This is a genomic window from Mesorhizobium sp. M0761, assembly GCF_040320205.1.
Classification (GTDB): Bacteria; Pseudomonadota; Alphaproteobacteria; order Rhizobiales; family Rhizobiaceae; genus Mesorhizobium.
On record NZ_JAMYPF010000033.1, the window covers coordinates 19,308 to 34,848 of the forward strand.

12 protein-coding genes and 2 pseudogenes are annotated in these 15,541 nt (G+C 59.6%); 10 read left to right on the forward strand and 4 right to left on the reverse strand.

Annotated features, from left to right (window positions below):
* Window positions 1-56: 56 nt before the first annotated feature.
* Window positions 57-884, forward strand: coding sequence for a hypothetical protein (locus NKI32_RS30565; protein WP_353005061.1), 828 nt, complete (start codon window positions 57-59; stop codon window positions 882-884).
* Window positions 881-2,335: a phage terminase large subunit gene (gene terL / locus NKI32_RS30570; RefSeq protein WP_353005063.1), complete on the forward strand. Its 1,455-nt coding sequence runs from the start codon at window positions 881-883 to the stop codon at window positions 2,333-2,335. Before NKI32_RS30565 ends, terL begins: the two co-directional genes overlap by 4 nt.
* A gap of 128 nt (window positions 2,336-2,463) precedes the next feature.
* Here terL and NKI32_RS30575 read toward each other — a convergent pair.
* From NKI32_RS30575 to NKI32_RS30585, 3 genes and pseudogenes are all read right to left on the reverse strand, one after another.
* A pseudogene (locus NKI32_RS30575) lies at window positions 2,464-2,581 on the reverse strand (chromate transporter); the annotation flags it as partial.
* A 49-nt stretch (window positions 2,582-2,630) separates the two neighbouring features.
* Window positions 2,631-3,695, reverse strand: a complete 1,065-nt coding sequence (locus NKI32_RS30580; RefSeq protein ID WP_353005065.1) for a DMT family transporter — start codon at window positions 3,693-3,695, stop codon at window positions 2,631-2,633.
* Between the two features lie 33 nt (window positions 3,696-3,728).
* Window positions 3,729-4,347: pseudogene (locus tag NKI32_RS30585) on the reverse strand (HAD-IC family P-type ATPase); the annotation flags it as partial.
* Between the two features lie 283 nt (window positions 4,348-4,630).
* Here NKI32_RS30585 and NKI32_RS30590 point away from each other — a divergent pair.
* The 8 genes from NKI32_RS30590 to NKI32_RS30625 all read left to right on the forward strand — a co-directional run bounded on the left by NKI32_RS30590 (window position 4,631) and on the right by NKI32_RS30625 (window position 14,058).
* Window positions 4,631-4,792 carry a hypothetical protein gene (locus tag NKI32_RS30590; RefSeq protein WP_023716281.1) on the forward strand — a complete coding sequence of 54 codons (162 nt, stop codon included), beginning with the start codon at window positions 4,631-4,633 and terminating at the stop codon, window positions 4,790-4,792.
* A 126-nt stretch (window positions 4,793-4,918) separates the two neighbouring features.
* A complete protein-coding gene (locus NKI32_RS30595; protein ID WP_023716280.1) occupies window positions 4,919-5,485 on the forward strand; it encodes an OsmC family protein in 567 nt (188 codons plus the stop codon).
* A complete protein-coding gene (locus NKI32_RS30600) occupies window positions 5,485-6,780 on the forward strand; it encodes an NAD(P)-binding domain-containing protein (RefSeq protein ID WP_023716279.1) in 1,296 nt (431 codons plus the stop codon). Before NKI32_RS30595 ends, NKI32_RS30600 begins: the two co-directional genes overlap by 1 nt.
* Window positions 6,781-6,912: 132 nt before the next feature.
* Entirely contained in the window at window positions 6,913-8,136 is a 1,224-nt protein-coding gene (locus NKI32_RS30605) for an NAD(P)/FAD-dependent oxidoreductase (RefSeq protein ID WP_023734916.1), read from the forward strand.
* A 70-nt stretch (window positions 8,137-8,206) separates the two neighbouring features.
* Window positions 8,207-8,659: a MaoC family dehydratase gene (locus NKI32_RS30610; protein WP_023734915.1), complete on the forward strand. Its 453-nt coding sequence runs from the start codon at window positions 8,207-8,209 to the stop codon at window positions 8,657-8,659.
* 9 nt (window positions 8,660-8,668) lie between these two features.
* Window positions 8,669-9,925 carry an MFS transporter gene (locus NKI32_RS30615; RefSeq protein WP_050591480.1) on the forward strand — a complete coding sequence of 419 codons (1,257 nt, stop codon included), beginning with the start codon at window positions 8,669-8,671 and terminating at the stop codon, window positions 9,923-9,925.
* A 487-nt stretch (window positions 9,926-10,412) separates the two neighbouring features.
* Complete coding sequence (locus NKI32_RS30620) at window positions 10,413-11,909, forward strand: adenylate/guanylate cyclase domain-containing protein (RefSeq protein WP_353005069.1); 1,497 nt, start codon at window positions 10,413-10,415, stop codon at window positions 11,907-11,909.
* 1,417 nt (window positions 11,910-13,326) lie between these two features.
* Complete coding sequence (locus NKI32_RS30625; protein WP_023716274.1) at window positions 13,327-14,058, forward strand: hypothetical protein; 732 nt, start codon at window positions 13,327-13,329, stop codon at window positions 14,056-14,058.
* A gap of 1,264 nt (window positions 14,059-15,322) precedes the next feature.
* Here the strand turns inward: NKI32_RS30625 and NKI32_RS30630 are convergent.
* A partial coding sequence (locus NKI32_RS30630) for a hypothetical protein (protein ID WP_353005071.1) occupies window positions 15,323-15,541 on the reverse strand: 219 nt, incomplete at its 5' end.

Sequence of the window (15,541 nt, forward strand, 5' to 3'; positions counted from 1 at the left end):
GGATCGTCGGAGCGTCCCAACCGTTCCACGTCCTCTTAGATGCAGCCCGCAATGATTTGGCGACGTTTGTCGGGCTAGCTTTCTCGGCCATCGATCGTTCGCAATATTTGCCCAACTGGCATATCCGCGCGATCGCGTACCAACTTGAGAGGGTACTGCTTGGAGAGTGCAAGCGCCTGATCATCACGATGCCGCCCAGCTCGCTAAAATCTGTCACCACCTCAGTGGCGTTCCCGGCGTGGGCTCTTGGGCGCGATCCCTCCAAGAAAATGATCTGCGTTTCCTATTCACAGCCGCTGGCCGTCAAACATGCCAACAACTTCCGAAGCGTGATCGACACGCGGTGGTATCGCTCGATGTTTCCGGCCTTCAAGATAAGCCCGCGCAAGAACACCGAGAACGAGTTGCAGACGACGCTTCGAGGCGGCCGCTTGACGACCTCGACAGGCGGTCAGCTTACCGGCCGCGGCGCCGACATCATCATCATCGACGACCCTTTGAAGGCGGAGGATGCCCATTCGGAGACGGCACGCACCAAGTGCGCCGAATGGGTTCGCACAACGTTGATGTCGCGCTTCGACAATCCGGCCACAGGTACCGTCGTCCTCGTGATGCAGCGTCTCTATGTCGACGATCTTGCGGGTGTTCTTCTAGAGGCCGGCGGCTGGGAGCATCTCAATCTATCCGCCATCGCCGACGAGGACGCACGCATTCCGACCGGCCCAAATCGTGGGCACGTGCGCAAGATCGAAGACCTTCTTCACCCGGCGCGCTTGGGAACGGCGGTGGTCGAGATGATGCGGGATTATCTCGACCACAAGGACTCGTCAGAGAACGATACCGAGACCCCTTCCAAGACCGGCCACCAAGGAGATGAGGAATGAACGCCCCCCTCTCCCTACCGGGCCGACCATCCTCCTCGCCCGTTGCACCGACTGCCCTTCAGCTGCTGTTGGGCGCGGCCCGCGTTGACCTGGCGACCTTCGTGGCCCTGGCTTTCTCCGCTGTCGATCCAGGCGCCAAGTATTTGCCCAACTGGCACATCCGCGCCATTGCGCATCAGCTCGAGCGCGTATCCGCGGGCAATTGCAAGCGCCTGATCATTACGATGCCACCGAGATCGTTGAAGTCGGTCACCACCTCGGTCGCGTTCCCGGCATGGATTCTTGGCCGCGATCCGTCGAAGAAAATGATCTGCGTCTCTTATGCTCAACCTCTTGCGGTCAAGCACGCCAACGACTTTCGAACAGTCGTCAACACCGCCTGGTACCGGTCGATGTTTCCGACCTTCAAAGTTAGCCCGCGCAAGAACACTGAAAATGAACTGCAGACCACGCTCGGCGGTGGACGCCTGGCGACCTCGACCGGTGGTCAGCTAACCGGCCGGGGTGGCGACATCATCATTATCGATGACCCCTTGAAGGCAGATGAAGCGCATTCGGAATCGGCTCGCAATAGGTGCGCCGACTGGGTTCGCACGACATTGATGTCGCGCTTCGACAATCCGGCTGCCGGTGCGGTCGTCCTTGTCATGCAAAGATTGCATGTCGACGACCTAGCAGGCGTGCTTCTGGAGACTGGCGGCTGGGAGCATTTGAACCTGTCGGCGATTGCCGAGCAGGACGAACGCGTCCAGACAAGTGTAAATCGCTGGCACGATCGCAAGCTTGGCGACTTGCTGCACCCCGCGCGTCTGGGACACGCCGAACTGGACGGTCTAAAGCGCCTATTAGGATCGCTCAATTTTTCCGCGCAGTACCAACAATCCCCTGCCCCACCGGACGGCAACATGGTCAAGAGGGTGTGGTTTCGCGACTACGATCCAAATCAGTTCGACCGTCGGTCGATGACCATCGTTCAAAGCTGGGACACCGCGCTTAAGGGCGACCCCTCCAGCGATTACTCCGTCGGAACGACATGGGCCAAAGACGACAACAACTATTATCTCCTCGATCTCGTCCGCGTCCGGGCAGCTTACCCAGACCTCATCAAGGCGGTGAAAAACTCCCTTCTGGAGCACTCCCCCGACATCATCCTCATTGAGGATGCGGGTTCCGGCTCAAGCCTCATCGCCGACTTGGAAAGCCAGGACATCAGCACCACGCCGGTAAAAGCCAGAACCGACAAGGAAAGCCGGCTGTCACGTGTTGCCGCAATGATCGAAAACGGCAACGTCAATCTTCCGAAAGACGCGCATTGGCGAGACGACTTCCTGCTTGAGGTGCTCGCATTTCCGCACGGAAAGCACGACGACCAGGTCGACTCCATGACCCAGGCGCTGATCTGGATGAAGGACGACAAGCCGACGGGGAGGTTCTATTTCGGCAAATTTTGAAGTCCTGCTCCAAAGTCTGGGCGCTTCGCCAAATGTCAGCTATGCGCCTCTTGTCGGCCATTCAGCATTCCGCGGTCACTGCCTGAAAGCAGACATCGTCTACACCGCTGTGCGGCGGTCCGGCCATGGCTGGAGGCCGGTCCGGGCAGGAATTGGCAGAGCGCCCCCACGTCGGCAGAGGCTGCCTCATCGAGCCATTTCGCCGGACCACCAACTGTTGCGGAAATAGCCGAGATGGACGACTGGTGCCCGCCTGGTCTTTGGACATCATATTGATCGCGGCACTCGTCGGAGATCAGTGCCGATGTTGATGATGAAGGTCTGGATAGTGCACATGAGAATGCCTCATAGGCTTATGGCGGTGCCAATGCGAATGCGGCTCCGTCACCGGCCCGTCATGGGTATGTTGATGATGTTCGTCATGAACATGGCTGTGCTCGTGCTCCAGCGCTTCGTGGTCATGCTCGTGCGCGTGTCTTTCAGCGAGATGAAGATAAAGGCCGTAAGCCATCAGGGCACCCGCTACAAGCAGCCGCAAGGTTAGGGGCTCACCGACCAGCACAATGGCCAGGAAGGCCCCTATAAAGGGCGCCAGCGAGTAGTACGCCCCCGTGCGTGCCGTACCGAGATGGCGCAAGGCCAGGATGAACATCACCAGGCTGACGCCGACGCCAAGAAAGCCCACGACGGCCGCCGCTCCCAAGGACGCGGCATGCGGAAACACGGCGCCGGACACCACTGCCAAGCCAATGTTGACAGTGCCGGCCACCAAGCCCTTGAGCATGGCGATCGTCACCGGGTCGGCCGCCGAGATTTTGCGGGTCAGGTTGTTGTCTATACCCCAAGCGAGGCAGGCGCCGACGACCAGGAGTGCACCCGCATTGACCGCAATCCCTTGCCCCGCCCACGACAGCACAATGGCACCGGCGAGGATGGCGCCCGCGCCGAGCAGCAGCCGACGATCGACATTCTCATGAAAGACTAGCCAAGCAATCGCCATGGTGGCCAAGCCTTCAACATTCAGCAGCAATGCTGCGCTCGACGCCGTGGTCAGAGCTAACCCGGACATAAGCAGGACCGGTCCAACGATGCCGCCCATGGCTATCGCTGCTGCCAGCCACGAAATATCGGCCCTGTGCAGCGAAGCTTCTGTTTGATCCCCGCCGGTCGAACGGCGGTACAGCCAGAACAACGCCAGCCCTAGTCCGGCGCCGAGGTAGAGCAAGCCCGCGAGCATCAGCGGGCTCACTGAGTCAAGGATAAGCTTGGAGAATGGCGAAACCGCTCCGAACAGGGCGGCGGAGCCTAGCGCCAGGGGGACACCGGGCCAGAGATGCGAATGGGAGTGCGATTCAGCCATGCTTCAAGTCTAGCACAAAGGACCGCTTGTTCGTCACGCCGCCCCTTTCCAGCGCAGGAGGTGCATGGCATTGGCGGTCACCAGAACGGTCGCGCCGGTATCGGCCATGATCGCCGGCCACAAGGCCGATAACTGTGGTGACCAGGAACACCGCCTTCCAAGGGCCATGGTGATGTTCTGTTTGATGTTGGCCGTGGTGGCCTTCGACAGCGCAATCATGGCGGCGACGTCGCGGACACGGCCATGCAGCACAGCCGCATCAGCGGTTTCGAGAGCCACGTCAGTGCCGCCGCCCATAGCAATACCCACGTCGGCCGCCGCAAAGCGCTGGCGCGTCGTTGATGCCATCTCCGACCTTTGTCACGATGAGCCCCTGTCCCTTCAGCTCTCCAAGAATACGCTGCTTGTCTTCTGGCAGCAGCTCGGCGCGGAACTCGATGCCGAGCTGTTTGCCGATCGCGGCAGCCGTGCGCTTGTTGTCGCCGGTCAGCATGACGGTCTTGATGCCGGAATCCGTCAGCGCCTTGAGACCAGCCAAGGCGTCCGGGCGCGGTTCATCACGCATCGCAATGGCGCCGGCCGCCTTGTTGTCGACGAGGACGACCGAAATGGTTTTGCCTTCGTCATTGAGCGCGGCGATTTGAGACTTTTGCTATGCCTAACGCGTCAACGGATGAGCTACGAGAATATTGAGCGAGAGGTTCAATCTTCGACCCTGCCCTCGCTCTTTAGCCGTTGGCTGGCTGCGAGACTACCGCATCGATCGACACCTGCGATCGATCCTCTGACAGCATAAATGTTTTTGGACTGTGCAATCTCTGTTACAAAACCACACTTTTGGTGGAACATTGCAGATACAAATGTGGCGCATTTAACAGACCGTCGAGCGGGTGCGTTGGCATAGCGGGACACCGAAAGCTCTACAGGAGAAGAAAATGTCAGTGTTTGAAACGATCGCGCGCTACGGGGCGGCCATCAAAAACGCCCGTGAAGCACGAAAGTCCGAACGCGTTCTGAACAGGCTGCCGATGGAAATTCAAAAGGACATTGGCTGGCCCGTTACGCCGCGCCTGAAAAGGCTCTCATCCAACAACTGAGGCCAGGTTCTCTGAGCGAAGCCAGACGATCCCACGCCCACTCCCATGCTGCGTACAACACGTCCGTGGAAAGACAATGCGTCCGCTGAAAAGTTGGACCCTCAATCATCAACAGGAGTAAGACCTATGACCAAACATACCGAAATCGCCACCAATGGTGTCAACGTCGCGGCCTTGCTTGGCGCCCGTGACGCGCTGAAGGATGCCCCCGAAGCCGCCCGCTTCAAATGGCGCGCGACGAGTGAGTGGGTCAAGGGGACCCACAACCGAGCTACAGTCGACGGCTTCTTCGGCCTGGGCGCAGAACAGAAGCATCGCCAGACCTACAAGTTCGAGTCCGATCACCCGGAAATCTTCGCATCCGAGGACAAGGGTGCGACACCGGTCGAGTTTGTGCTGGTCGGGCTGGCAGGCTGCCTGACCGCAGGCATCGCGGCTGTCGCGCAAAACCGCAACATCCAGCTCCACTCCGTCAAGGCAACGCTCGAAGCCGGCATGAATATCCAGGGCATCCTCGGCATCGATCCGGACGTGCGCAACGGCTTCGACGGCATCAAGGTGCACTACGACATCGACGCGGACGCCAGCGCGGACGATATAGCCGCTCTTGTCGCGCAGTCGCAGAAGCGCTCGGCCGTCTTTGACGTTATCGCCAACCCAACGGATGTCACGGTCACTTCGAGCAAGTCCTGATGAGCGAAAGCGCATCACGCGGGATCGCCGGCGCCGTTGACGTCGTCGTCATCGGCGCCGGTCACTCGGGCCTCGCGATGAGCTATCTGCTGGGCCAGCACTCGCTCACGCATGTGGTTCTCGAGCGAGGCGAGGTGGCGAATAGCTGGCGCACGGAGCGCTGGGATTCGCTGCGCCTGTTCACGCCCAACTGGATGGCGCGGCTCCCTGACTACCCATACCGGGGCGACGACTCGGATGGCTATATGAGCGCCGACCAGATCGCCGATTTCATTTCCGATTACGCCACATACACCTCAGCACCGGTTCTGACGCACACCACAGTCAACAGAGTTGCGCAGATTAGCCACGGCTTTCGGGTGGAAACCCAAAATGGGGACTGGCTGTGCCGAGCCGTGGTGCTCGCCACTGGTGCCTTCAACAAGCCGGTCATACCGCGACTGGCCGATTCCATGCCGGCAACCGTGGAACAGATATCGGCTCACTCCTATCGCAATCCGGGGCAACTTGCCCCTGGCGGCGTGCTGGTTGTAGGAGCATCCGCGACAGGCCTGCAATTGGCGCAGGAGATCCAGCTCAGTGGCCGGCCCGTCACACTCGCTGTGGGCGAACACGTTCGGCTGCCGCGCGTATATCGAGGTCGCGATATCCAATGGTGGATGCTTGCGACGGGCGTGCTCGACCAGCGCATCGAAGACGCTGACGACCCCGACCGCGCCCGACGAGTCCCGTCGCCGCAGCTTGTCGGCACGTCAGACCGCGCCACGCTCGACCTCAATGTCCTGCGGGGGCAAGGCGTTAAGATCGTCGGACGCCTGATGGGCATTCGCGACGCAACAGCCCAGTTTTCCGGATCGCTTCGCAACGTCTGCGCGCTTGCCGACCTCAAGATGAACCGGCTGCTCGCATCGATTGACGAATGGGCAGAGGCGAATGCACCGTCCGGCGTCGGTCCCGCCGAACGCTTCGTTCCTACCCGAGTCGGCGAGACATCACAGCTGGAACTCAAGCTCGGGGAAGACATTCGCACGGTGCTATGGGCTACCGGTTTTCGGCCGGATTTTTCATGGCTGGACTTGCCAATCCTAGATCGCAAGGGCGACCTCAAGCATAGTCGCGGTGTTGCTGACGTTCCCGGTGTGTATGTGTTGGGGCTGCCTTACTTGCGTCGCCGGAAATCGAGCTTCATCCACGGCGCTGAAGACGATGTGCGCGAGCTCAGCACCCATATCGCTGATTACCTCGACAGGCCAACGAGCCAAATAAAGTCGCGTCTCCGCTCAGTGGCGATCTAGAGCAGCGACGGAGGATGCCTCAAACATTCCTTAGCCGAATGCCGTGCTGCGCGGACGTCATCCCATCACATCGGCGGCGTCGCGGACGAGCGAGCGATAGGCACCGAAACTCTCACCGCGTAAGGACATCAAATGCGCACCAAACCAGGCTGTTCCCATTACGACGCCATCATCGTCGGCGCTCGCTGTGCGGGTGCCTCGACTGCCATGCTGCTTGCGCGAGCCGGGATGCGAGTCCTTGCAGTCGACAGGAGGGCCTATGGATCGGACACGCTTTCGACGCATGCGCTGATGCGCCCGGCGGTTCTCCAGCTGTCGCGCTGGGGCCTGCTGAAGAGGCTGCTCGACGCCGGCACGCCCCTCATAACGGCGACCGCGTTCCACTATGGCGATCAGGAAATCACCATACCTCTGCGCGCCAGCCCGCAACTGCCCGGCCTGATTGCCCCCAGGCGCACGCTGTTGGACAGGACGCTGGTCGATGCAGCCCGCGAGGCCGGCGCCGAGGTGTTGCATGACACGGTCGTTGGAGATCTTGTCAGTGGAGCCGATGCCAGGGTGCGTGGCGTCAAGATGCTCACTTCGGACGGAACGCATCTTACCGTCACAGCCGACATAGTCATTGGGGCGGATGGGATTGGATCGCTTGTGGCGAAGCGCTGTGGAGCGCAGACACTGCGGCGTGGCCAAGTTTCGGCCGCCCACCTCTACGCCTACGTCCCTATCGAGCCGGAGAGCAGCTACCGCTGGTATTTTCGCGAGGGCGTAAGCGGCTCGTTCATCCCGACAAATGACGGCCTTGCCTGTATTGTGGCCTCCGTACCGACAGAACATTTCGACGAACGCTTCCGGGGCAGCCACGAAGACGCGCGCCTGGCTGTCCTGCGCTCGCTTTCTCCTGACTTGGGCGCGCAGGCCGAGAGGGCTCATGTCGACGGTGCGATCGACGGCGGTATACGTGTGTTCCGCGGTGTGCCGGGATTTCTACGCCAAGCGTATGGTCCGGGCTGGGCGCTTGTCGGTGATGCCGGGTTCTTCCGAGACCCAATCACCTCGCATGGCATTTCCGATGCCCTGCGTGACAGCGAAAGTCTGGCGCGGACGATCCTCGATGGATCGGCTCAAGCTTTCGCATCCTATCAACGCGAACGGGATTTCATCGCTGAGCAAATACTCGACGCCACCGACACGATAGCCTCGTTCGACTGGACGCTCGGCGACATCGAGACCAGGCACCGGCAGTTCAGCAGCGTCATGAAAGCCGAATTTGAGGGCATCGTAGAACGGGACATGCAAGCCCGCCGTTTCCCACGGCCTTGGTGGCAGCAGCGCGCCGAAGCCCTTCGTTCTGCTTAGGTGAACCATGCCTGGATGTCTGACGCAGCCGGGCTGATCCACGAAAATCAATCGGATTGGAGATACATCGATGAGTGCACAGACGAAGGACGGATGGATTGGCATCGTCAAGGGTCGGCCACAAGTGGGCGATTTTGCCGAACGCTCGCGACGCACACGCCTGGAAGACATCCATGCTTTCACCGAAATGACTGGCGACCGTAACCCGCTGCACTACGACAAGGCGCTCGCCGAGGCATCTGTCTTCGGCAAGCTGATCGTCCAGGGCGGCGTCACCTCCGGCATCCTCAATGCAGTTGTGGCCGAGGACCTTCCTGGCCCTGGTACCGTCTTCCTCGAGGTCGCCTGGAAATTCGTGAAGGCGGTCGGCATCGACGAGATGATCACCGGCCGCGTCGAGATCAAGGAGGTGCGTCCCGACAAGCCGATCTGCAAGATCGAGACCTCAGTACGCAATGAGGCTGGTGAAGTCTGCCTGACGGGCACTGCGACGGTGTTCACCGTGCCGCTGGCACGCGGCTGAGTGGTTGCCATGGTGTGCCAGCTGGGTCCAGATAGCGCGCCCAAGGCCATCATTGTCGAGGATATCCATCGCTGGAGGGTTCTTGGCCTACTTTGCCTCGCAGTGGTCCTGTCGCTGACCACCTGGTTTTCAGCGGCCGCGATTACGCCCGAGCTGAGGGCGGCGTGGCATCTCTCGGGTGCCATCGAAGCCTGGCTGACCAATGGCGTGCAGATCGGTTTCGTTGCAGGCGCGCTTATCTCGAGCCTCGTCAATCTGCCTGATGTCGTCAGACTGAACCGCCTGATGGCGGTTTCTTCACTGCTTGCCGCTGCCGCCAATGCTTGTCTGCTTCTGCAGCCCGGCCCTGTAGGCATCGTCGCTGCCCGGATCGTCACTGGCGTTGCGTTGGCCGGTGTCTATCCTCCGGCGCTGAAGCTGGTCTCGACCTGGTTCATACGAGAAAGGGGCATCGCACTCGGCGCCACGATCGGTGCGCTGACACTGGGCTCGGCACTGCCACATCTGTTTCGGGCACTCACCGGTTCGTTCGACTGGCGATCAGTGGTGCTTGCCGCAAGCGCCGCGACACTCATCGGATCTGCGCTTTTCTGGTTCTTCGCCAGCGAAGGACCGCATGCATTCGGCAAGGCGATGTTCGATCCGCGCCAGATCGGCGCAATCTTCAGGGACAGGCCCTTGCTCCTGGTCAATATCGGCTATCTCGGCCACATGTGGGAACTCTATGCCATGTGGACATGGCTGCTCACCTATGCCAGGGCCGCGCTCGAAGAGCAGGGTCAACCGTCGCCGGCTTTTGCGTCACTGCTGACGTTCTGCGCGATCGCTGCGGGAGTCGCCGGCTGCCTGCTTGGCGGCGTGTTGTCTGACCGCTTCGATCGCAGCCTGACCACGGCAGGAATGATGATTGTGTCTGCTCTCTGCGCGCTGGCTATCGGCTTTGTCTTCCACGGTCCGCTCTGGCTGTTCGTCTTGATCGCCGTCGTCTGGGGCATCTCAGTCATCGGTGATTCTGCGCAGTTCTCCGCGGCGGTGACGGAGCTTGGCGACAGGCGCTTTGTCGGCACAGCGCTGTCAGTCCAACTCGGGCTCGGCTTTGCGCTTACAGTGCTGGTCATCGGATTGATCCCTCACGTGGCGGCCTTGCTTGGCGGCTGGCGTTGGGCATTCCTGCTTTCGGTTCCGGGACCGTTGATCGGTGCCGCGGCGATGCTCAGCCTGCGGCGATTAACTTCCTCCACGAAGATGGCCGGCGGAAAGCGGTAAACTTCAACCCCAAATCCGTAAGGAGAGGATGCTGCATGAGGCATTTTCCGCGCGGCGAGATGAGACCGGTCGTTTCGCTTCGTCGATTGATGGCTCTGCTATGACGCGTTGGTGGGGAGGACTGCTTATTTGCGATTTCGCCCCATAAGCAGACAGTCCCCTTCCGGCCCCAAGGCTGCCGGACCGCAATGCGCCTCATCTTGGTCATTCGGAGCCAATTCGCTGTTGCCCGATAGCGGACACGACTTGCGGGGAGCTTTTGGTCATGGGTGCGCTATACAACTGGCGCGCCTTCCCAAGATTAGAGAGCGAGCGACTGGCCATCAGTGGTTGGAGCACGGGGACGCTGTATGCGATCCGGCTGCGCGAACACGACTGATGAAGAGCCTCCAGTGCCGAAACCGAGATGCAAACTGAAAGCGCGTTCGCTCGCAAGGCAGTATTCGTGTAAGGATTTGGTATTAGCTCCCTCTCTCGGAAAGGGTCCATGGAACGTCGCCTCGCCGCCCTGCTAATGGCTGACGTCGTCGGTTACAGCAGGCTCATGGAAGAAGATGAATCTGGGACGCTTGCTGCATTGACAGAACGGCGTGCTTCTATTCTCGTGCCGACCGTCATCGCTCATGGCGGGCGTGTCGTGAAACTTATGGGCGATGGAATGCTGATCGAGTTCGGCAGTGCCATAAACGCCGTAGCAGCGGCAGTAGACGTGCAGCGAAAAATGGCGGCCGCGAATGCATTGGCGTCGGAGAAACAACGCATCGATTTGCGGATCGGCATCAATCTTGGTGACGTGATTGGCCAGGGAACTGACGTCTTTGGCGAAGGTGTCAACATAGCTGCGCGGCTAGAGGCCTTAGCCGACCCCGGCGGTATCTGCGTTTCCGGCAAAATTCACGACGAGGTGCGCAATAAGGTCGCCTGTCAATTCGAGGACATGGGCGAGCAGAAACTGAAGAACATCTCGACGCCCGTACGAGCCTTCCGCTTAATGGACGCGGATCCTCCACAGTCATCACCTGCGCAGCAACCGCGAACGCTTCGATCGTCGCACACGCCCCCCTCGCTCGCAGTTCTTCCGTTCACAAACATGAGCAGCGATCTCGAACAGCGATATTTCAGTGATGGGCTTACTGAAGACATCATTACAGAATTGGCGCGGTTCCGTGACCTGCATGTGATCGCACGCAACTCGTCCTTCCGTTATCGGGGAGGTGACATCGACATAGTCCGGGTCGGCCGAGAACTTGGCGTGCAGTACATTCTCGAGGGTAGTGTCCGCCGGCTGGGTGACCGCATACGGATTACCGCTCAGCTTGTTGAAACAAGCTCCGGCAATCATCTCTGGGCTGAGCGTTTTGATCGAAATCAGGACGAAATCTTCGCTGTGCAGGACCAAGTCATAAGGACCATAGTCGGGACGCTGATTGGCCGGCTCAAAGCCGTTGGCGTTGAGCGGGCACTTCGAAAGCCGCCAGCGAGCTTAGAGGCTTATGAATGTGTTCTTCGCGCAGATGCACTGCCATTCGACAATTTGGAACCCGAGACAGAGGCCGTAAAGCTCTATGAACGAGCCATAGAACTCGACCCACACTACGGCCGAGCATACGGACTTCTCGCAAACCTGTATTTGAACCGTTGGTCGCGGGACTTAGAGGGTGATGATGAAAAGCTCTCTGAAGCTTTTGAACTGAGCAGGACGGCCGTGGCCCTCGATCCGACTGATCCCATCTGCCAGCTGGCTTTGGGGTGGGCACATCTGTATCGCCAGTCTTTCGATTTGTCAGGACATCACTTCCGAAAGGCGCACGAACTAGCCCCAAATAAGCCCGTTGCCTTGACCGGCCTTGGGTTCTTGCACCACGCGCTAGGGAAGCCGGCAGAAGCGATTGGTTTCTTCATTGAAGCACGAGTGGTGGATCCGTACTTTGAAACCGACATGGTATTGGCCACAGCTCGGATGTTTTTACTTCTCCGATCATAAGTTCGACGAAGCCATCGCAAATCTCAGCAGATCACCCCAAATGCCATATTGGGTGGAAGCCTATCGATCTGCTTGCTACGCCCTTATGGGCAAACCTGAACTCGCCCGAGAGTGCGCATCAAATGTGCTACGCAAAGCCCCAAATTTTTCATCCATTCGGTTTGTCGCCAAAGAAGGTTTCCAGAGCCAGACCGACGAGCAGCTTTTACTCGAAGGACTCTCCAAGGCTGGATTACCGGAGTAGCTGCTCTGTTCCCGGGCGGATTTATGACGTCGCAGCTGTCGGGCCAACTCCCGCCTTTAGGCAGACATCCGTATCATTGGCCCTATTCGACTGGCTTGGCCGGAAGGATGGCAACGTCGGCCTTTGTGCCAGTCATGCGGAAAGTGGACTTTCCGCTTCCGGCCCCAAATGAGACGTTGGAAGCATTGAGGGCAGGGGACAGTTCGTGGCGCAAACGAAATAGCAGCTCCGAGTAGTCATCGCTGTTCGCGAAACGGTCGATTCCTGGAAATCGCAATGTCGTGTATCGACTAACGCGCTATCTCGGCTCGAGGACCAATTCAGGTACGCGCCTGACATTAGCTGTTGAGCATAGATCCGTGCGTCCCGGAAAGCGGACGCGGCACGATCCGGGTTAGGCGAGTAAGATACGCTCGATGACGGCGGCGCGCGCGGAACCGTCGCAACCAAGGATGAAGCTGTTGCTGGAGTCGAGCGGGCATTCACGCGGCCATTGCCGGAGCAGATCGGCGCTAGGACGGCCCAGCAGCCTTTGTCGCGGGGGGACACTTTGCGGCGGGCGGGCCGCTGGGCTCGACCGGTGAGACTCAGCGCCGTCCGGCAAACAATATGCGCACGACTGCCAATGCCAACGAATCATACAAACGGAGGAAGGAAGCGATCTAACCAGCTATCGCCATTTCCGATGCGAACGCCTAAGCCTTTTATGAGACTTAAGCGCAGCTTGCAGGCCGCAGCATGGTCCCAATTTGGGACGAATAGTTTGGCACCCATATTGCACCCACATCTTTCGCCGGCTGATCCCCGGTCCTGATCGCGTACTCTGATCAGGTGTAAGGCTCGCCGGGCTCGAGGTAGTTGGGGTCTTCGCCCGGCGAGTTGTCTACCAATGCGCAGTCACAGCCACACGGTGACGCCATACTCAAGCATTCCGCGGTTGTGCATCGCCCGACCAAGGTCCGATCGGTATGGGACTTCAGTCGCGCAAAGGGCCGATACGGTCTCCGACTCCGGATTTTTTTGCTAGATTTCAGAGGGTTACAAAGCGCTTCGCAGTCGTCAGTCGCTCATTGCAACAAGCATTTATCTAAAGTTCATTCAGTCGAATTAGGAAACTCTTATAAGCCGCTCTATAACGAATCGGCGAGGTGGCTATTCGCCTGAGGAGGTACCATGACATCCCGAAAAACGCTGTTGGCAGCGCTTGCCGCGCTTGCGCTAGTGACCGCTCCTGCTTTCGCTGGCGCGGGTGGAAATGGTGGTGGTCACGGCAATGGTGGTGGTCACGGCAATGGCGGTGGTCACGGCAATGGCGGTGGTCACGGCAATAGCGGCAAGTCCGGCAACAGCGGCGGGAAGTCCGGCAACAGCGCTTCGCACGGCAAGTCGGCATCGGCTCACGCCGGAAAGAAGGCCTCGGGCGAAGACCAGGTCGCCGTCGACGACATTGAGGTCGCCGCGACGCCTAAGGACAAGAACATTCACGCCAAGCTTGGCCGGCTGAACTCGCTGCAGCGCAACATCAACGCTTACATGAACTCCAAGAGCAAGAAATTCGCCGGCATTCAGGCTTATGTGACAGCGTCGGCGGCCGCCAAGGGTGCCCAAGCCGCGGTAGATGCCGCCCAAGCCGAAGTCGACGCGTTGAACGCCAAATTGAACGACCCGAATACTCCGGCCGACCAAGTCCCGACCCAGGAGCAGATTGACGCAGCGCAGGCGGCGCTCGATGCCGCCAATATAGCGGCGGCCGATGCTGCTGCCGCCGTCCCGTCGCTGGATGACGCGCTCGCCGATATGGCCAACAAGCCGGTCGACGCCGAGGTCACCGAATGGGCCAACGGCGTGCTTGCCGAGAAGATCGACGAGATGGCTGCCAAGCAGACTCCTGCGGCAACGCCGTAAGGCGGTCACAGCTGAAGCGACCCTAGTCGAACGTGCAAGCCGCCGGGTCACCCCCCCGGCGGCAGGGCGACCCGAGCTTGCCACCTTATTCTCCTCTTTGAGGGCGACCCCTAAACAAGCGGAGTTGCTAGCTACCGACGCGTAGGAACAAAAGTGCCGAAATACCGTGTTGAGGAGATGGCAGGCGATGCCGTGACGGCCACCCACACCGTCAACGCGAAAACTCCGATCAGGGCGGCGCGCGAAGCGGCGGAACGAGACGTCATTCTACGCCCGGTCACATCTTCGAATACAGTTCAGCCTGTAGGGCGGTCCATACCCGGCTGGCCGCGGCTCACGCTGGTTTCTTGAAACGCACCATGCCGTCGACCTCGATGCGCAAGTTCGACTATTGACCCGGACCAGGGTTCTCTGTCTGGTTTTGAGCCAGGGGGGAAGCAATACGATTTCCTGGACGTGCCGCTTGAGGCGTTTGTCGCGTTCAAATCTGCCTTCGCCAAGGCCGCTTTCAACAATCACATCGCAACCAACTATGCATTCCGGCTCGCCCAAGAAAAGGCTGCAGGCTCGTTGGACGATTAAGGGAGGTTCTTTCAGAAAAACGGCCCGCACTGATCGAAGGGCGCACGGGCCGGACCGTTGCCGCCGGTCGGCAGCGGTAGGCATCCATCCGGCCGGTGCAAACCGGCCTATCCCGGCACAATTAGCAACCTTCGGCAGTCGTTTTCATCTGTCCAGGGGCTGCGGACTTGGCACTGGTGTCATCCTGTTGACCAGGAGCGGCCTGCTTGGCACTGCCACTCTGCTGGCCCGGCGCACAGTCCTTCGCTGAGTTCGAATTGGTCGACTTCGTTGTGGTCGAATCCGTGTTGTTATCTGTCGTCGGCATCGTTGTGGTAGTGGAGGAGCCACTCGAGGTCGTCCCTGTTGTCCCTGTTGTCCCTGTCGTCCCCGCGAACGCAAGCCCGCTGGAAACAGCCATCATGGCAGTGGCAAAAAGAAGCCGCTTCATTCTTCATCTCCTAATGACAAGTAATGTCCCTTCCATTCGATAACGGGGGATGCGAAGGATCGGTTCCAATGCGATCTTGTGTTGACCGGCAGCTTTGGGGCGGCCATTAGCGGACTGGCAGCCTTCAGGCGGCGGATCTTCGGTAGCTGACATTCCGGCTAGCGCGGACATCGCCTTCCCATGGGCAGAAATTAGTCTCCTGGGGCCCGCCCACGTTTCTCTCAAGCCTCCGATTTCATGGCCGACAGGTTATCACGATGTGTCTGAAGGTGCAGAAGCTGATCGTGCCCCTTGGTTGTGCAGCCCTTCAGCCGTGGGCCAACCTCCCAACACCCTTGAAAAGGACTTGAAGTCGTCCCGCACCGGAGCGAACGTCTTCGCATGATGGTTGTGTGCGTCAAGTTCTGCAAAATGGGCGATCATGATGCTGGTCATGCGGCTTGGCGCAGAGCGAGCTTCTTGTGCTCGCGC